Here is an 18,482-nt window from a genome sequence, read left to right on the forward strand (position 1 = left end):
TAAGACCCCCACTGATTAAAGTTTCACTTTATTTCGTAAATTGTGCTTCTTCTGTAGATCCTTTTAACGCTGTCGTTGATGAAGTACCGCCTGTAATAACTTGTGCTACTTCATCAAAGTAACCTGTTCCTACTTCTCGTTGGTGACGAGTTGCAGAGTAGCCGTGTTTTTCTGCTGCGAATTCTGCTTGTTGCAGTTCAGAGTATGCTGCCATACCGCGCTCTTTATAGCCACGTGCTAATTCAAACATACCGTAGTTTAATGAGTGGAATCCAGCAAGTGTTACGAACTGGAATTTATAGCCGTAAGATGCGATTTCTTTTTGGAAACTCGCGATTGTTTTTTCATCTAGTTTTTGTTTCCAATTAAACGAAGGTGAACAGTTGTATGCAAGCAATTTTCCTGGATGCTCTTTATGAATTGCGTCCGCAAATCGTTTTGCATCTTCTAAATTTGGTTCAGACGACTCGCACCAAACGAGGTCTGCATAAGGAGCGTATGCTAAACCACGTGCAATTGCTTGATCAAGGCCCGCCTTCGTACGATAAAATCCTTCTGGTGTTCTTTCTCCTGTAATAAACGCTTTATCAACCGGATCAATATCACTCGTAATTAAATCAGCTGCATCCGCATCTGTTCTTGCAACGATAATTGTCGGCACTCCCATTACATCAGCCGCAAGACGTGCTGAAATTAAATTACGTACCGCTGTTTGCGTCGGTAGTAATACTTTTCCGCCTAAATGCCCGCATTTTTTCTCTGAAGATAATTGATCTTCGAAGTGCACACCTGATGCACCTGCTTCAATCATGCCTTTCATTAGTTCAAATACGTTTAATTGTCCGCCAAATCCAGCTTCTGCATCTGCTACAATCGGTACGAAATAATCTGTATCACCGCTTCCTTCCATATGCTGAATTTGATCCGCACGTTGCAGTGTTTGATTAATTCGTTTTACTACAGCAGGTACGCTGTTCGCTGGATATAAACTTTGGTCTGGATACATATGTCCAGAAAGGTTCGCATCCGCCGCTACTTGCCATCCACTTAAATAAATTGCTTTTAACCCAGCTTTTACTTGCTGCATCGCTTGGTTTCCTGTTAATGCGCCAAGTGCGTTAATATAATCTTCCGTATGAAGCGACGCCCAAAGCTTTTCAGCACCGCGGCGCGCTAATGTATGCTCAATATCAATTGATCCACGCAGGCGAATTACATCTTCTGCCGAATATGGACGTGTGATTCCTTTCCACCGCGTATCTAATTCCCAGCTCTCTTGTAATTTCTCAATTCTTTCGTTTTTCATTTGTTCCATCCCCTTTTCATTTTTATAAAATTTCATAACCCGGTAATGTTAAAAATGGTACGAATTCATCATTCCGAACGAGATTTGTAAATAACGTTGTCGCCTCTTGGAATCTCCCTTTCTTAAAGGCTTCCTTACCAATCTCTCTTTCTATTTTTGCTAATTCTTCTTCTTTTAGCTCTTCCATTAATTCAAGTGTAATATTACGGCCATCATTTAATTTTCCGCCTTCATGGCGAATCCATTGCCATACTTGTGCCCTAGAAATTTCCGCTGTTGCCGCATCTTCCATTAAGTTATAAATTGGTGCCGCTCCCCGTCCGCTTAACCAAGATGCAATATATTGAATACCTACGCTAATATTTAGGCGAAGTCCCTCTTCTGTAATCGTTCCCACTGGTACTTCTAATAAATCCTTTTCTGTAACATGTATTTCTTCACGTTTTCTAAAAATTTGATTTGGTGTTTTCATAATGTGATTAAATACTTCCATCGCGACTGGTACAAGTCCCGGGTGGGCAACCCAAGTCCCATCATGACCATCTAAAGCTTCGCGCTCTTTATCTGCACGCACTTTTTCAAAAGCTGCTTCATTCGCTTCTGGATTGTTTTTAATTGGAATTTGTGCCGCCATTCCTCCAATAGCTGGTGCATTGCGACGGTGACACGTTTGAATGACTTTCAAAGAATACGCGCGCATAAACGGCGCCGTCATCGTGACTTGCGCTCTATCTGGAAGTAAAAATTCATTATGATTACGAAAACTCTTTAAAAAACTGAAAATATAATCCCACCTTCCGCAATTTAACCCAGCAGAATGGTCTTTAAGCTCATACAAAATTTCATCCATTTCAAATGAAGCATGAATCGTTTCCAATAACACCGTTGCTTTGATCGTTCCATTTGGAATACCGACATACTTTTGAGCAAATACGAAAACATCATTCCATAACCTTGCCTCTAAATGACTTTCCATTTTCGGTAAGTAAAAGTATGGACCACTTCCTTTTGCTAAAAGAGCTTTCGCATTATGGAAAAAATAAAGTCCGAAATCTACTAAACTACCAGACATATTCTTTCCTTCAACTTGCATATGTTTTTCTTCTAAATGCCATCCTCTTGGACGCACAATGAGTACAGCTGTTTTACGATTTAAATGATATTCTTTTCCGTTTTCATTTTTATGTGAAATCGTTCCCTGTACTGCATCTCGTAAGTTTATTTGACCTTCAATCGCATTCTCCCAAGTTGGTGAATTCGAATCTTCAAAGTCTGCCATAAAAAGATGTGCTCCTGAATTTAAAGCATTAATAACCATCTTTCTATCTACTGGTCCAGTAATCTCTACGCGACGATCCTCTAAATCTTTTGGCAATTTGGCAATTGTCCAATCCGCTTCACGTATGTGCTTCGTTTCTTCTAAAAACTTCGGAAACTCCCCTGCATCAATTCTCTTTTGTTTCTCCGCACGCTTTTGTAAAAGTTCTATGCGGCGCTCATTGAAATTTCCATGTAGTTCCTTCAAAAAACTAAGCGCCTCAGGTGTCAATATTTCGTTGTACGCTGGCAACATTTCTCCGGGCAATGTAACCCGTGAAGTTTGCGTCGACATATTAGCATCCCCTTTTTAAACTGTTTTATAACAGATTTGATTTTATGTTTTATATTATATAACAAATCTTCAGAAAAGGAAGTTTTTTTTGAAAATTTAATTGATTTTTTACGGAACTGTATTCTTTCACCGGCATTACACATAAAAAAGAAGCCGGTGTTATACAACACCGGCTTCTTTTTCTATTATTTATTCAAAAATTGTTTTAAATAAGAACTGTGCATATTGTTCACGTGTTACTTTCATGTTTGGAGCGAAGTTACCATTGCCATCTCCTACTGAAATACCATTTGAACCTACTGCATTAATCGCATTTTCTGCCCAATGCCCTTTTGGTACATCTTTAAATCCTTTTGTTTCTTTTACTTCTAATTCATATGCTTCTGTAAGCACTTGAGCCATTTCTGCGCGTGTTAATGTATCTTTCGGTCTAAAGTTCCCAGTTCCATCACCATTAAAGATACCTAATTCTGTTAATACTAAAATTTCTTCTAAGAACATTGTTGATCTTTCATTAATATCTTTATATGGATTTTCAAGAATATCGCCTTCCTCGAATACTTCACTGAAATCCATTGTGCGATAAATTAAAGCAGCTACTTGTTCACGAGTTACGTTATGTCCAAAACCGAACACACCATTTCCATAACCAAGCATAATTTCTTGTTCTGCTAAAGTTTGAATTGCTTCATAAGACCAATGTCCTGCTGGTACATCTTTAAAGAATGCTTGACTTGCTTGTTGTGGCTTTGCAGCTAATTCAGCTTTTGCTGTAGTCCCTTCAGCACTAAATGCTACTCCACCCATAATTGTTAAAGCTGTTGCTACTTTTAAAACTTTTTTCTTCAAAGTATTCTCTCCCTAAAAACATATTTTTTTCTAATATAAAGAATTAATGGAAGCGTAACAATACGATTCCCATATAATTTGTGTCTAATTTATGAACTATATTTCATATACTTTTATTTACACTCTATTAATAATAAAGTTACTAAGTCGTATATTTAAACAGTAAAAAGTTACTTTATTCAATCTATTCTTATCCACTAAATTCCAAAAAATAAATTACGAATAGAAAATCTATATAATTATAAATAATTTAAAATAAGAAAAAAGCGTGGAATTCCCGCGCTTTTTTCTCCGTATATATTATATTAGTATAATTTAAATACCCTTATATTTTAACTTTTATTCATAATTCTCATCTTTTACTGGAAAATAAAAAACAGCTTTATTTAAAAACGTTGCATATTGCTCTCGTGTTACAACTTTATTCGGTTCAAATTTCCCATTTCCTGTTCCTACTATGACATGATTAGACTGCAGTGCACTAATTGCATTTTTTGCCCAATGATTATTTGGTACATCTTTAAATGTATGGTTCTTCTTCACTTCAAATGTAAATGCCTTCGTAAGAATTTGCGCCATTTCTGCACGTGTTACTGGTGCGGCTGGTCTAAAATTTCCTTTTTCATCACCTTCAAAAATACCATGCTTTGTTAATACTAAAATTTCATCTAAAAACATTGTTGCCCTCTCAGAAATATCTTTGTATGGATTTTTTAAAGGTCCTTCTTTTTTCAAATTCAATGTACGATAGAGTACTGCAGCTACTTGTTCTCGTGTTACATTATCTCCTACACCAAACTTACCATTTCCATAGCCTAACATTACTTTATTGTATACTACGTCCATTATATCGTCATATGCCCAGTGGTTTACTGGAACATCATCAAATACAATCATTTCTGGATATTCTTCTGCTTTTATGTTTGGAACATTCGTACTTATAAACAAGCCGCCCATAATAGTTACCGTTGCCATTATACGTAACATGTTCTTCTTCATTGCCCTCTCCCCTTTACTTCCATTAAAAAATGGAAAATAATAGACTAAAATCCTTTCCAATATTACATATGTTACCTTCGCACCCATTATGCAATATATTACATTTAAAAAATCTATTATTGTGAGAATCACTACTAAAGGAGAGCCAATTCGCTCTCGATTTCAACTTTTATACCGAATTGTACGCAAATCAATTTTCTTTGCTGTATTCATGTAAAGGTGTTTCTATAATATAAATATTCTACTTTTTTTAAAAGAAATCCTTCACATTTTAAGAGTTCATTTTCTAGACAAAAAATGCAATTATATCGACATTATTTACAATTAAGAATAGAATTTTTCTTCTACTACTATTTTTTCCTCCTTCGTTTTCCGAAAAGTAAATGCCATTCCTACAAATATAAGAACAATTCCTACTACTTGCATACTAGTCGGCCTAAACCCGGTAAAGACTGTATCTAATAGTATCGCAACCGCAGGATCTAGAAACACTAATACAGAAATTAATCTCGTCGATAAATCTCTTAAACTGTCAAAAAATAAGTAATATACAAATCCGGTATGTATAAGACCTGTCGCTGTAATCATCATCCAGTTCATCTCTGTTAGCCCTTGAAACTTGCCAAAATCTACGAATGGTAGCAATAAAAATATTCCTAAAAACGTTTGTAAAAATGTCATCGCATATGCGCTCGTATGCTGAATTCCTTTTCCTAGTAAAGTGGTAAAAGCATAAAATAGTGCTGCAAGAAGTGCCCATACCATTCCAGACGACATCAATTTTTCGAGCGATAGACTTCCATCTACTCCAGCTACTAAAACGGTTCCAATAAAACAAATGACAATGGACATAACTGCAAACATTGTAAGTCTCTCTTTAAATACGATACTACCAATCATTAATACGATAATGGGTGCCAGATGGTAAACTGAAATCGCAATTGTAATCGACATAACTTCAAACGCTTTAAATAGAAATACCCAGTTAAAAACGAGAAATATACCGCATGCTAATATTTGCATAACTTCTTTTTTATTCCATTTCTCACTTTTATACTGTCCTGTTACGAGCCAACATAATGCTAAAAATAGAGTCGCACAAATGCAACGAACGAATACTAATTCGAAAGACGGTAAACCTGTTTGAACAGAAAAAAATCCAATTGATCCGAAAATAGACATCGAAAGGATCATTTTTATAGCCGGCATTGATTTTTTATTAAACACCCTTTCTCTCCTCCTATAACCTATCTTTACAAATGAGAAATCTCCAAAACATTACGTATTATTATATATTACAATCGGAAAATTGTAAAAAATTAGAATATAAAAGATGACAGCCGCACAAAATTCCCATAAAAAAAATCATCCTTTTTTATATAGGATGATTTTTTTATTATTGAGAGGAATTTCTCTATATTAAAACTTAAATATACTACTACTTTTGAAGAGTAAATTGGGCAACTATTTGTTTTAATTCCCCTGCTGCGTTATGCATATGTTCAATTGAAACCGAAATCTCTTGAACAGATTTTTCTTGTTGTTGAATAGACTCTTTTACCCTATCAGTTCGGTCAGATGATCTTTGGGAAATTTGAGCTATGTCTTCTGTAGAAGCCGAAATCTCCTCACTGCTCGCTGCAATTTCATCTGTAGACATAGATACCGTTTGAATTTGCTCAGATACTTGTTTTACTTTTTCTGTAATTGTTCCAAATACTTTTTCTGTGTGCATTACTACTTGTGTACCTGCCTGTACCTCATTATCTACTTTCCCCATCATGTCCACGGTGTGGTTCGTTGTTCCCATAACTTGAGTAATAAGCTTCTCAATTTGTTTTGCAGAATCACTAGATTGTTCTGCTAATTTTCTTACTTCATCTGCCACAATTGCAAACCCTCTACCACTTTCCCCAGCACGTGCAGCCTCAATTGCGGCGTTTAATGCTAATAAGTTAATTTGAGCGGTAATGCCTTGCATAACATCAATAATTTTAACAATTTCTTCTGATTGTTCTTTCATAGTCTCTACTTGTTTCACACCGTTATGTACTGAATTTTGGATTGTATTCATCTGTTGAATCATTTGTTTCATTAATTTGTTACCACTCTCTGCATCTAATGCTGATTGAGCAGACAATTCATTTACAGAGGATGATGTATTCACTATACTCTGCATTCCTTGTGTCAACTCTTCCATCGCACCCGCAGTTTGCTCCATTGCTTGCATTTGACTCTCTGCGCCATTTGCAACTTCTTCAATATCTATAGTGATTTTCTTCGCTGCACTACTAGATACTTCCGATGCAGATACTACTCCGTCTGCATGTTGGAATAAAAGCTGAATATTATTCTCTACTTCTTGCATATTTGTTCTTAGCCCTGCAATCATTTCGTTAAAATCACTTACTAATACACCTAATTCATCTTTAGCATTATACTCACCATGTACAGTTAGATCCCCATCTTTTGCTCTTTCCATCATACGACTAACAGTTTGTAAAGGAGCAACTATAAGCTTGCTAATAATATAACTTATTATACATATAATGATTGTAGTAACTACTACAAGAATGATAAAAGTGACAACAGATCGATCTATCATTTTTTGAGAATCTTTAAATACTTGATTAGCTAATTTTGAAACATACGATTCTAGATCTACCGCATGTCCAGCTAACTCTACCCCCTTCGGTTTTAATTCCTTCTGAAATTCGTTTACCATTTGTGGCTCGTTTGTTATCTTCGCTTTTTCAAACAACTTCTTATATGTCTCCATATAATTTGGCAAAGATTTCTTCATCTTCTGAAACAGTTCATCCTCTTGCTTACTTAAATTAAAGCCATCATCATATTCTTTTAATAATGACTCATATTTTTTAAGATCCTTTTCAATATTATCAATAATACCTTCTTTATTTGTCCCCTCATTTGGTGACGCTGTAATTAATTCTAGTAAGTTATACTCTAGTGAATTTTGTGTACGGAGCATTCCTTCTAATAAAACTACAGAATGTTGATAATCATCTACTACAACCTCTGCATCACGCTTAATCTTATTAATAGAATTAATTGCTATACAGCTCATAACTATCATGCTCAATACTGCTAATGAAATAAGCGATAATAATTTATATTTCACTTTTAAATTTTGTAAAAAATACATTTTTTCACCTTTATTCCTTTATATATAGATTTTTAGAATTTTATAGCTTATTATTTACAAAATCACAATAAAAAGCAATGATAAATATTCCCAATATAAAACTTATATCTCTATAAAAAAAGAAGTAGCATAATAGCTACTTCTTTTTGCTTTGTTTCTCATATTGTTCAAACGTATGAATTCTTTCGAAAATTGGTGGATGTGTATATAAAAAAAACTTTACTAACGCAGGCGGATTTACTTGACTTAAACTTGTTTTTGATAAATATTGAAACGTTTTTACACCAGATTTCCCGTCCTTCGTCATGTCTAAAGCATATTGGTCTGCCGCTCGTTCTTCTATACGAGAAACATAGTTTGTTGCTGGCTGTGATGCAAAAGAGAGTACAGAAGAAATTAAGAAAAATAAAGGTAAAATTGAAAAACATGCTGCTTTTGAAATTTGCAGCGTATTCCCCCATTTTCGAATACACATATTAATAATACGACTAATGAGATACATCCCTATAAACGATAGCAACATATAACTCGCAACGCCCCAATATATATGTTTCATAACATAATGTCCCATTTCATGAGCCATTATAAATAAAATCTCTTTATCTTTTAATTGCTTAAGCGTTGTATCCCACATTACAATACGAGCGTTAGGCCCAATTCCTGTTACATATGCATTTAACGCATTCGTTTTCTCTGACATATTTACTTCATATACATGTTTAGCAGGAATGTCAGCTTTGTCTGCTATCTCTAAAATTTTCGTTTCTAATTCTTTATTTTTCAGCGTCGAGAAGTCGTTATACAGTGGATCAATTACGACAGGCTGTATAAATGTTAAAAAGATTGTAAACGGAACAGAGAGCGCCCACCCTGCTAGCCACCATCTTTTCGGGAATTTACGGATAAGCCATAGAAGAACCGTAACTACAATCAACATCGTTGCATAACTTTCCCAAAAACCGATAACGTGATCTTTTATCCAGCTTTGTGTACTTTGCGTTGAAATGCCGTAATCAACGGACACTTTTCGGCTAATCCATTGCATCGGCAAGGCAAGAACTGTTGTGAGTAGTGATAAATAAAAGAAATAAATCGCAACTTGCAGGACACTTATTTTCGTCGTTTCCTTCGACCATTTCTCAAACTTTCTTGAAACACCGAGCACAAGTACAAATAATAATATAATCCATTCCAGAGGCGTCGCTAAAAAGTACAGTAAATTTTTCACGCGCGAATAATCTTGGCTTAGCGTAAGCTCTCTTGCGTTCATAAAAGTTTCTGGATCTGCACTCGTTCCTTTATACATGTCCGGAATCAGTTCATGATTCCATCCAAATAAATACCAATATATAAGCAATGCAAACCCAACGTACAAAAAAAGCGACCACCCAATAACCTTCCTCACGCTATTCCCTCCTCTATGCTGCCTGTCTATTATTATTGTAAGTTCGTACATGCTAAATTAGAACAAGCTTATTATGCGAATTGCTCGAGATCCTTTTATTTACATAAAAAAACTCTTCTACAAATAGAAGAGTTTTACCTACCTTTAGACGCTTTCTTCGGTTCATACTCTGGGATAAGAAACGTACTTACAACCCAGCATATTAAACCAGCGCCTTTTATATAGCGTATATATTCATAGTCTTGAAAAAATAAAGTCGTTACAGTAAGCGTAAAAAATCCAATTAAAACTAGTACATATCCTATTTGCTTCTTAGATAACATAACGTTCCTCCTTAAGGAAGTACATCCACTAACAAACTAAAATCTTGTAAAGAAAAAGAACTATATTTCATAATGCCTTGCACAGCTAAAAGTAAAATAAGACCGGTCACACACATATAATTAACGCTTTCTTCACTCTTTTTTTCAGCAACTATTCCGCCGCTTATACATAATATTCCTAACAAATGGAGTGCTAAATACATAAAGAAATAAGCTTCCTCCCAGCGAAGAATAACATTGACTGTCGTTATCAGCACAATACTAAGTAAAATCAAATAAAAAAACTTATTTGATGATATTGTTTCATTCATATAATTTTATACATCCCTTTCAAATTTAGAATTAATGATGTTTCAAAGCTATAACGTAAATGATTGTTTTCATACTATAAAGTGAAACTTTAATCAGTGGGGGTTTTCTTCATCCCCCACTGATTATTAGTTGAACCAATCGGACTTTTAGGGGCAGTTGATCCCCCACCTAAATTCTTTGCTTTCGCTGAATTTTGAGGTGGGGGTCTTACTGCCCATTAAAGTGGGATAAAACAAAAGGAAAGCCACTATTACTCTCTCGAATACGTTATGAACCCACATATACTTCTCTTCATTCTTTCTGAAGATGCGCTTCATCATTTCTTCTACTATTAGACCAAATAGTAGTAAAACCCCTAGCACAATAAGAAGAGAAATAATATTTTCTTTTAAATGATTACTAGAGAACAAATAATACTCTGGAAACACAATCGTATCTACTACAGGTTGAAGCCAATGACAAACGCTTTTATCACACATATCTGTAATAGACGTAGCATCTATAATGTCTTTCAATATTTTTTCAATCGTCTTCTTCATCTCATTTACTCCCCACTACATCTGAAAAGCTCTTTTCTTGCTCTACATATATAGCTGGCATTTCTTTACTCCAATACTTGCGGTTAACAAATAAAAAGATGAGTACTAAATTTAATCCTATTATAAAAATAAGAAGTCCTGGAAAGAACGTCGTATAATTTGAGAAATCTGCAAAACTCATTATCTCTTCTTTATTTATTAAAAAAGAAGCACCGATTACAAATGCATTGTTTAGCATGTGAATAGCAATTGGCATGAGTAAACTATTTGTACGAATATATACGATTGATAGTACAACGCTAAATACAACTGCGCCTAGGAAATCAACATGTAACAACGCAAACAACATCGCTACTACAATGATCGCTATACTCGTTCCCCATTTTGCTGCAAAGCGTTGCAGTAAAAATCCCCGAAAAACAAATTCACCAATAATTGGTGCGATGAACACGACCATAATAATTTGATATACATATCCCCCTGTGCTATCAATAACCGGTTCACGTAATGCATTCATAATAAATTCCGGTGTAATCCATGCAAAACTATACATGTACAAAATAAGATATCCATAACTAAACACAGCTAACATAAATGCAATGTATAAAACTTGCACCAGGTTAAATGTTTCATTTTTATTAATAAATAATGAAAATGAAACACGATGTTTTCTATACGCAAAAAAAATCCATGTAATCGGAAGGATATAGAATATAAGAATATTTATAAAAGTAGAATTTTGCATATGAAATGTATTTTCTATCAATTCATTACTGACCCTTGCAACTAAAGTTAATAGTGCAAATACAATTAAAAAATACCTAACTCGCATCGTTTGAAACGGATTCACACTCATCTCCTCCCCTATGTTACTTTTATCATATCATTTGATTCTTAATTTTTTGAGAAAGAAAACCTTAAAATTTCCTTAAAAATTCCATAAGTTACCGAAAGATGATATGATATTCGAGGAAATTAGGAGGGATTTTTATGTATGAAGCAAATATTTTGCTCGTTGATGATGAAACAGCAATTCTACAATTACTAACTACCATTCTTGAAAAAGAAGGTTTTTCTCATATTACAACTGCAACATCCGCTGAAATAGCTTTATCTCTCACCGAGCAAAACGATTACGATTTAATTATTTTAGATGTCATGCTTCCTGGACAATCCGGTTTTGATATTTGTCCCATCATTCGCCAGAAAACAGATTGTCCTATTTTCTTCCTCACAGCTAAAACATCTGATTTAGATAAAATATCTGGATTTTCACACGGTGCAGATGATTATATTACGAAGCCATTTAATCCACTTGAAGTAGTAGCTCGTATGAAAGCACAACTCCGCAGACATATGAAACAAGCAGTACCACACGAAGAAAAAGCACAATCCAGTTCATTTGGCAGATTTGAAATTGATCGATATTCCGCAGAGCTTACAGTAAATGGACATGTTGTCGAATGTTCCGCCCAGCTATTTCAGCTATTACTCTTCTTTTGCGAGAATCCGAACTATGTATTTTCGAAAGAAGAAATATACGAGAAAGTTTGGGGAGCACCTGCCTATAATGGCGATGATAATACCGTTATGGTCCACATTCGAAAACTACGTGAAAAAATTGAACAAGACCCAAGTAAACCAGAATATATAAAAACCGTTCGCGGGCTTGGCTATAAGTTCATTACAAAGTAGGGTGACGATATGAACTTTAATAAACGACTTATTATCCAGTTTATCATGCAACACGTATTTGTTTTAGTTACATTACTGATTGCTGTAGTAGCGGCTTTCACTTATTTATTTTTTCTTGTTACGAGTACTTCATACGAACCGAACATTCCAGATTCTGATAGTTTTACGATTTCCAGATATATCTCTTCAGAAGATGGCGAAATTTCGTTAAAGGCTGAAGTAAAAGACTTAATTAAAGAAAAAAATGATTGGATTCAAGTTGTAGAGGAAAACGGAAAAGTTCTCTATCGCTTTAATACGCCTAGTGACGTGCCAACATCTTACACGGAAACATCATTATTCTCTTATATACAGAATCACATAGAAAGCCCTTATACGTTTACATATTGGGAAATTGAATTAGAAGAAAAGAACGTATTTGTTATTTACGGCGGTACGGTAAAAAGCAATGTGTTACTGAAATCAATCCAGAAAGAGCACCCTTCTGTATCTACGGATACGTTCACATTAACAGAAGAAGAAAAACAGTTACTTTCTAAAGAAAAGGCTACTCTTCAAATCTTTAATAGTGGCGGCGAAGAAGTATTCTCCTATCCGAATGAAAAGAAAAAAACGTTTTCTGGCATACAGGCTGCTCTTAACGCAAAAGAACCGTGGAATCATAAAGAAAACACGTCTAGTTTTTACGATACAAATAGCAATCATCTTCTCGTTATAACTGCAAAAAATGAGCACTACTACCCAGATGATGAAATAGACGATGTATTTGCTAAAAAGTTTCTAATCGGATGCGGATTAATCCTTCTTATCGTATTTGTTTATTTAGTCATTCTTTCTATTTGGTACGGTAATAAATTCGGAAAACCGTTATTACATGCGATGCGCTGGCTTAAAAACATCGCTGGCGGAAAGTACGAAGAGCCCGTTAATAAAAAAGGGAAACCTGTTAGGTTCCGGCGATCCGGTAAAGAAAAATGGTCATTCCGCTTGTTTCGAGACGTAACAAGTTCACTAGAGCACCTTTCTATTACACTCAAAAAAAATGATGCAATGAGGCAAGTACTGCAGCAAACTCGTGAAGAATGGATTACCGGTCTCACGCATGACTTAAAAACGCCACTTAGCTCTATATATGGCTACGCATTGTTACTAGAATCAAAGCAGTACAACTGGACTGATCGTGACATTCAACAATTCGGCAGCGTTATGAAAGAGAAATCGCAATATATGACGACATTAATTGATGACTTAAGCTTAACGTATCAATTAAAAAATAACAGTCTTCCTGCGCAGCACGTAAACATTGAAATGAATCAATTCGTTCAAAAAGTATTATTACAATTCATTAATAATCCGACACTTCAAAATCAAAATATTGAATTCGTACCAAGCTCAAACAAAATTCAATATTTCATTGAAGAAAAATGGTTCCAGCGTATTATCGAAAACTTACTCGTAAACGCTGTAAAACATAATAATGAAACGACAAACGTCATCGTAAAACTTTCGCAAAATGAAAATTCATTTACACTCTCTATTTCAGATAACGGAAAAGGAATGGATGATAAAACGAAAGAACTTCTTTTTGAGCGATATTATAGAGGAACAAATACAGAAGAAAGCAACATCGGAACGGGACTTGGTCTCGCTATTACGAAACAGCTCGTTCATGCTCATAACGGAACGATTTCTATTGATAGCGAACTAGGAAAAGGAACGACGATTATACTTGTGTTTCCGTTTCATTCGTAGAAAAGGCGCTATGTGGCGTCTTTTCTTTTTTCTTTTCTGGGAGAGTTCAGCGATAAATGAAATTATATCAGCTATTTTCAAGATATATCGACTTGCCAACAAAAATCGACAATACTAACCTACTTCCCCTGCTATACAAATTAAAAATAACCTTCCATAACTCACTATGAAAGGTTACTCCATATTCAAACTATTTCCCTACTAACACAAACACATTCTCATCAGGTGCTTCCATTACTGCAACATGCCCTGATTCTGTTGGAAATGGTTCGCGAATCCATTTCACATCTTTATTATCTTTTAAACTATCATACGTTTGTTGCACATCTTCTACTAATACTTCGACTTCCATAAAGTTAATATCTGGATGATTGCTTATTACTAACTCCGAACTTTTCTCATCTGGAAACTTCAATCCTATTAACGTCCAAATAACCCCTTCTTCTAATTCTCTTTCTATAACCCAGTTTTGCTTCATTCCCATTTCTTTATAGAAAGAAACTGATCTTTCTATATCCTTCGTATGTATAGATACACATTCTAGTTTTTTGAACATCTTCCCATTTCCTCCTTTATAAAAAAGCGAACCATTTCTCAATGACTCGCTTTCAATCTATTATTTTTTCTTCACCGGTATCCAAAGTTCCACTTGAGCGAACTCACTCTTATCTTCGTGGCAACGCTCATCGTATAATTCAAACTCTGTAACGCCGCAATGTTCATATCCTGAATGCGGGAACCACTCTGAGAATACAGCATTCCACGTTTGGTGAATAGACGATACCATTTCTTCATGAGGAACTTTCGGCGTTGTAAATACCGCATATGTCGCTGCTGGGAAAGTACGCTTCGCAACTTCATTTGGTACATTTTCAAAGCCTGTAACTTCCATTCCGATAATATAAGTGAAGTCGCCCGTTTCTAAATTAAAATCAGTACATAATCCAAGCTCTACCCATTGGCTAGTATCTTTACGATTCGGAATCTTTGTTCCAAGATCTTTTTGTAAATATTCTTGCCAAAACGCTGGGATGTCTTGATGGTTTTTCCCTTCTTTACTTGTCGTCTTCAGTTCATAACCCGCCATTAAAAATTCTGGTTTATTTACAATACGATATTCCATTTGTATGCCTCCTAAATACGGATTTAATTTTCTTTGTTTTACATTCACGCTGTAATACATCGGCGTTTCAATTTCTTGTTTTCGATATTCACTCGGTGTCATTTGAAATAATTTTTTAAAGGCTCTCGTGAACGTTTCGTGAGATTGAAAGCCATGCTCAAATGCGATATCAATAACTTTTTCATCCGTATGAGAAAGTTGATAAGCTGCCCGGGCTAACCTCCTCTTTCGAACATACTCCATTACTGTATCACCTACTAACGCCTGAAATACACGATGAAAATGTGACTCAGAAAAACCTGCAATACGTGCTAAATTACACAGCGTCTGTTTTTCCATGACATCTTCCTCAATATAATCAATTGACCTTTGAATTTGTGTTTCATAGCTTTCCATCTCTGTTCACCCACCTTATATGTATTATGATAAAAGAGAATCCTATCCAATTCTTGACGTTTTTTACTATAATTCCATAAAAAATTGTAACTTTTTTATATGTATTTCGTTGTTATGTATGAAGGAATGCTCTCCTCCTTTAATCCGAAATCACTTTCACATACATCCCTCTCACCGCTTTTTCATAAGCGATCTCCCTCATCTGTCTTATTTTTTCCGACATAACAGACGATGGAACAACTTCATCTTCACAAAGTAATGGAGGATCAATGAGACGGACTTTATTTTTCTGATACAAATCATAATCTATTCTATCTTCTTTTGCTTTTACATTCGGATGAACCTTTCTTAATAAAGCATGTACTTCTGGATCATTACATTGCTGCAATTTAGAAATAAGCTCATCATCTTCAAGAAGAAAGTCATCTGCATGAATAACCTTTTTATGAAGAGCTAACTTTAACGTTTTCGCTAACATGTCGTTTCCGTAAATATTGATTGGTTTCATAAAGAAATCAATTACTTCTTTGTAATACGTTTCTGTAAACCATTCTGCCATTTCGACACTTTGAACAACCATTTTCCCATCTACAGCAATGACATCCTCTAAAAAACTGTGAACTTCTTCTAAAGAAATATACCCATATGTATACATATCTCGTAACGTATAATCCACTCTGTCTGCGCATAATTCTGGTGCTGACCTTTCAAGTAACGTCCATCTCGAATCATCTAACAAAATATCTTCATAGTTATAACCATACTTTGAAAGGATCGCTGGAATTTCTGAGTTTTTCACGACAGAACTAAATATCTCTTCATGATAGCTTTCACCCTCATTATGAAAAACGTAATCAATCACGTGGGAAAAAGCAGTATGTGATACGTCATGCAGTAAACCTGCAATTTGTTCTTCAACTGAACCACCGAGTTTTTTTACCAACAACATAACGCCAACTGAATGATCAAAGCGCGTTACATTCCATTTCTCATTTATTAAGTAGCTTGCGCCATTTTGATGAATACCTTTTAGTCTTTGCATAGACTTACTGACAATTAATTCTTCTAACACTTGATCCACTTCAAACTCACCGTATAGTACATCTGATATACCCACTTATAATCCCCCTTCATTTCAGCAGCGTCTTCTAATCGTACCTTTTTTATAAAATTGATATCAATACAAATTATAAATCTAAATATATTTATATATTGCATTTATTATTATATGTTATACATGTCTGTTATTTCTTTTCATTCATTTATTTTTATTGGGTGCTCCTTATGTGGAACCTTTTTTTATTGAGAAATATGGGGACTTTCATCCCAAACCGTGAACAGGACGCTAGAAATAGAAACGTACACATTCCGGCAATAAAAAGGATAATATTTACAGTTTAATTCTTTTTTGATTTAATACAGTTATGGCCGTTAAGGGAAAGAGGGGAAACATGAAAAAGATTTTCTTCACCATTCTATTCATCATTATTGTATTCATTAGTTTAGGATATTGGAAATTCTTCACTTTATCTGGGGTTTCAGGCGGTGAAAAGATTCAATCCATACACTCGCCAGATAATACGTATACTTTACATATATACAGACATAATGGCGGTGCAACGACTAGCTTTGCTATAAGAGGAGAGCTTGTAACAAATAATAAAAAATTTATGAACACGAAAAATATATACTGGAATTATCGTGAAGAAGATGCAACTGTACAATGGTTAGACGATCATACAGTAATGATTAATAATCATAAATTACATGTAGAGACGGACACGTATGATTTTAGAAAAAACTAAAGAGGAAAGGACCAACTTTTATTAGTTGGCCCTTTATCCTGCTATTCAAAAGTAACCTCCACCTGTACAATCTCAGATCGACTTCCAAGTCTAAGCGGCGGTCCCCAGAATCCGAAACCAGAAGAAACAATCGCGTGGAATGCACCTTTTTGTGCGTATCCCCAGTCTAATTCGTACATTCTTCTCGTTACAATATGATTCGGCGCCATTTGTCCGCGGTGCGTGTGACCTGATAATAGTAAATCAACACCCGCCTCCGCTGCTTGTTTCAACTCGAATGGTTGATGATCCATTGCGATAACTGGCATAGATTTATCTACCGTACTCATTAAATTTTCAAAGCTTTGACGATCTCGCTCTGTTTTATCTCTTCTTCCGACGAGGTAAAATTGATCTTCAATTGTAATCACTTCATCTAACAGAATACGAATATCAATCTTATCCATCTCTTGTAAAAATTCAGGAACTGCTCGTCCATAATATTCGTGGTTTCCTAACACACCATATACGCCTAATGGAGCTTTCATTTGTTTCATAATTGGTCCCATATTTTTTTGAATGAACACACCTGGATGATCATCGATAATATCACCTGGCAGTAAAATAATATCAGGCTCCATCTCATTTACATGACGGACAAGTCTTTTTAAATGCGAAACGCCAGATAATTTACCGAAATGCATATCAGAAGCCATCGCAATGCGTAAGCTTTTACGTCCCTCTACTTTTTTCGGTATGTGCACCTCGTACTTTCTAACTACTGGGCTATATGCGTTGAATACCCCATATGCAAAAATAAAGATAAACGCAAATAACACGGCCGTTCCTGTCCAAATAATTGCCGCATCTTTCTCCACTGAAAACTGTAAAAGAAAGACCGTAATATTTGCTAACGGCAATAACATAAGCGCATATTGTATGACCGCAAACCAAATTGAACCTATCGTTCGTAGAAATGGCAAGAACTTAAACACTTGCACGAGAATGTACGCATATGAAATAAATCCGACTACGAAAGCGTAATATCCCCAAGATTCCCAGCCAAACACCGCATGAAGCCAAACCCAACCGTTCCAGCCGATGTAAAACATGAGTAGTGTGTATACAATTAACATAGTAAATATATTGAAATAACGAATATTTTTCACAGTCAGCCTCCTTCTTGATTTCTTCTATTATATCTTGTTATGCACGTTTAAC

Annotated in this window: 18 protein-coding genes and 1 pseudogene; 3 read left to right on the top strand and 16 right to left on the bottom strand. The window is 35.1% G+C overall.

The genetic code is table 11. The features are described from left to right. Positions 1-28: 28 nt before the first annotated feature. From aceA to ACZ76X_RS08820, 12 genes and pseudogenes are all read right to left on the bottom strand, one after another. Entirely contained in the window at positions 29-1,306 is a 1,278-nt protein-coding gene (gene aceA / locus ACZ76X_RS08765; protein ID WP_479850196.1) for an isocitrate lyase, read from the bottom strand. A gap of 22 nt (positions 1,307-1,328) precedes the next feature. After that, complete coding sequence (gene aceB / locus ACZ76X_RS08770; protein WP_479850197.1) at positions 1,329-2,918, bottom strand: malate synthase A; 1,590 nt, start codon at positions 2,916-2,918, stop codon at positions 1,329-1,331. A gap of 189 nt (positions 2,919-3,107) precedes the next feature. Beyond that, positions 3,108-3,767, bottom strand: a complete 660-nt coding sequence (locus ACZ76X_RS08775; RefSeq protein ID WP_479850198.1) for an S-layer homology domain-containing protein — start codon at positions 3,765-3,767, stop codon at positions 3,108-3,110. Between the two features lie 339 nt (positions 3,768-4,106). Beyond that, the gene (locus ACZ76X_RS08780; RefSeq protein ID WP_479850199.1) at positions 4,107-4,766 is read right to left on the bottom strand and encodes an S-layer homology domain-containing protein; all 660 of its coding nucleotides are present in this window, start codon (positions 4,764-4,766) and stop codon (positions 4,107-4,109) included. Positions 4,767-5,090: 324 nt separating this feature from the next. Beyond that, on the bottom strand, positions 5,091-5,993 hold the full coding sequence (locus tag ACZ76X_RS08785; RefSeq protein WP_479850200.1) for a DMT family transporter: 903 nt from the start codon (positions 5,991-5,993) through the stop codon (positions 5,091-5,093). Between the two features lie 211 nt (positions 5,994-6,204). Beyond that, positions 6,205-7,158 carry a methyl-accepting chemotaxis protein gene (locus ACZ76X_RS08790; RefSeq protein ID WP_479850439.1) on the bottom strand — a complete coding sequence of 318 codons (954 nt, stop codon included), beginning with the start codon at positions 7,156-7,158 and terminating at the stop codon, positions 6,205-6,207. Next, positions 7,153-7,932: pseudogene (locus ACZ76X_RS08795) on the bottom strand (MCP four helix bundle domain-containing protein); the annotation flags it as partial. The gene ACZ76X_RS08790 and the pseudogene ACZ76X_RS08795, both read right to left, overlap by 6 nt. 136 nt (positions 7,933-8,068) lie before the next feature. Further along, positions 8,069-9,337 (bottom strand): M48 family metallopeptidase, encoded by a 1,269-nt coding sequence (locus ACZ76X_RS08800; protein ID WP_479850201.1) that lies wholly within the window; start codon positions 9,335-9,337, stop codon positions 8,069-8,071. A 134-nt stretch (positions 9,338-9,471) separates the two neighbouring features. Then, positions 9,472-9,660 (bottom strand): hypothetical protein, encoded by a 189-nt coding sequence (locus ACZ76X_RS08805; protein ID WP_479850202.1) that lies wholly within the window; start codon positions 9,658-9,660, stop codon positions 9,472-9,474. Positions 9,661-9,671: 11 nt separating this feature from the next. Next, on the bottom strand, positions 9,672-9,971 hold the full coding sequence (locus tag ACZ76X_RS08810) for a hypothetical protein (protein WP_001006046.1): 300 nt from the start codon (positions 9,969-9,971) through the stop codon (positions 9,672-9,674). A 147-nt stretch (positions 9,972-10,118) separates the two neighbouring features. Then, positions 10,119-10,511, bottom strand: coding sequence for a hypothetical protein (locus ACZ76X_RS08815; RefSeq protein WP_479850203.1), 393 nt, complete (start codon positions 10,509-10,511; stop codon positions 10,119-10,121). A gap of 1 nt (position 10,512) precedes the next feature. Further along, entirely contained in the window at positions 10,513-11,361 is an 849-nt protein-coding gene (locus tag ACZ76X_RS08820) for a CPBP family intramembrane glutamic endopeptidase (protein ID WP_479850204.1), read from the bottom strand. Between the two features lie 140 nt (positions 11,362-11,501). On the opposite strand from ACZ76X_RS08820, the gene ACZ76X_RS08825 reads away from it, so the two are divergent. Together ACZ76X_RS08825 and ACZ76X_RS08830 are read left to right on the top strand one after the other, a co-directional pair. Further along, the gene (locus ACZ76X_RS08825; protein WP_479850205.1) at positions 11,502-12,206 is read left to right on the top strand and encodes a response regulator transcription factor; all 705 of its coding nucleotides are present in this window, start codon (positions 11,502-11,504) and stop codon (positions 12,204-12,206) included. Positions 12,207-12,215: 9 nt separating this feature from the next. Further along, positions 12,216-13,958 (top strand): sensor histidine kinase, encoded by a 1,743-nt coding sequence (locus ACZ76X_RS08830; protein ID WP_479850206.1) that lies wholly within the window; start codon positions 12,216-12,218, stop codon positions 13,956-13,958. A 190-nt stretch (positions 13,959-14,148) separates the two neighbouring features. Here ACZ76X_RS08830 and ACZ76X_RS08835 read toward each other — a convergent pair whose 3' ends face one another. The 3 genes from ACZ76X_RS08835 to ACZ76X_RS08845 form a co-directional block, all read right to left on the bottom strand. Next, a complete protein-coding gene (locus tag ACZ76X_RS08835) occupies positions 14,149-14,514 on the bottom strand; it encodes a VOC family protein (RefSeq protein ID WP_479850207.1) in 366 nt (121 codons plus the stop codon). Between the two features lie 60 nt (positions 14,515-14,574). Then, a complete protein-coding gene (locus tag ACZ76X_RS08840) occupies positions 14,575-15,477 on the bottom strand; it encodes an AraC family transcriptional regulator (RefSeq protein ID WP_479850208.1) in 903 nt (300 codons plus the stop codon). A gap of 139 nt (positions 15,478-15,616) precedes the next feature. Beyond that, positions 15,617-16,594 (bottom strand): HD domain-containing protein, encoded by a 978-nt coding sequence (locus tag ACZ76X_RS08845; RefSeq protein ID WP_479850209.1) that lies wholly within the window; start codon positions 16,592-16,594, stop codon positions 15,617-15,619. Positions 16,595-16,928: 334 nt separating this feature from the next. On the opposite strand from ACZ76X_RS08845, the gene ACZ76X_RS08850 reads away from it, so the two are divergent. Further along, on the top strand, positions 16,929-17,282 hold the full coding sequence (locus ACZ76X_RS08850) for a DUF5412 domain-containing protein (RefSeq protein WP_479850210.1): 354 nt from the start codon (positions 16,929-16,931) through the stop codon (positions 17,280-17,282). 41 nt (positions 17,283-17,323) lie between these two features. On the opposite strand, the gene ACZ76X_RS08855 is transcribed toward ACZ76X_RS08850, so the two are convergent. Next, positions 17,324-18,430: a metallophosphoesterase gene (locus ACZ76X_RS08855; protein ID WP_479850211.1), complete on the bottom strand. Its 1,107-nt coding sequence runs from the start codon at positions 18,428-18,430 to the stop codon at positions 17,324-17,326. Positions 18,431-18,482 lie beyond the last annotated feature (52 nt).

The organism is Bacillus sp. BC05(2025) (assembly GCF_056725905.1).

Coding starts and splice junctions, on each gene's coding strand:
- aceA (WP_479850196.1), bottom strand. CDS start 1,306: ATGAAAAACGAAAGAATTGAGAAATTACAAGAGAGCTGGGAATTAGAT.
- aceB (WP_479850197.1), bottom strand. CDS start 2,918: ATGTCGACGCAAACTTCACGGGTTACATTGCCCGGAGAAATGTTGCCA.
- ACZ76X_RS08780 (WP_479850199.1), bottom strand. CDS start 4,766: ATGAAGAAGAACATGTTACGTATAATGGCAACGGTAACTATTATGGGC.
- ACZ76X_RS08790 (WP_479850439.1), bottom strand. CDS start 7,158: ATGATTGCAGGGCTAAGAACAAATATGCAAGAAGTAGAGAATAATATT.
- ACZ76X_RS08805 (WP_479850202.1), bottom strand. CDS start 9,660: ATGTTATCTAAGAAGCAAATAGGATATGTACTAGTTTTAATTGGATTT.
- ACZ76X_RS08810 (WP_001006046.1), bottom strand. CDS start 9,971: ATGAATGAAACAATATCATCAAATAAGTTTTTTTATTTGATTTTACTT.
- ACZ76X_RS08815 (WP_479850203.1), bottom strand. CDS start 10,511: ATGAAGAAGACGATTGAAAAAATATTGAAAGACATTATAGATGCTACG.
- ACZ76X_RS08825 (WP_479850205.1), top strand. CDS start 11,502: ATGTATGAAGCAAATATTTTGCTCGTTGATGATGAAACAGCAATTCTA.
- ACZ76X_RS08830 (WP_479850206.1), top strand. CDS start 12,216: ATGAACTTTAATAAACGACTTATTATCCAGTTTATCATGCAACACGTA.
- ACZ76X_RS08835 (WP_479850207.1), bottom strand. CDS start 14,514: ATGTTCAAAAAACTAGAATGTGTATCTATACATACGAAGGATATAGAA.
- ACZ76X_RS08840 (WP_479850208.1), bottom strand. CDS start 15,477: ATGGAAAGCTATGAAACACAAATTCAAAGGTCAATTGATTATATTGAG.
- ACZ76X_RS08850 (WP_479850210.1), top strand. CDS start 16,929: ATGAAAAAGATTTTCTTCACCATTCTATTCATCATTATTGTATTCATT.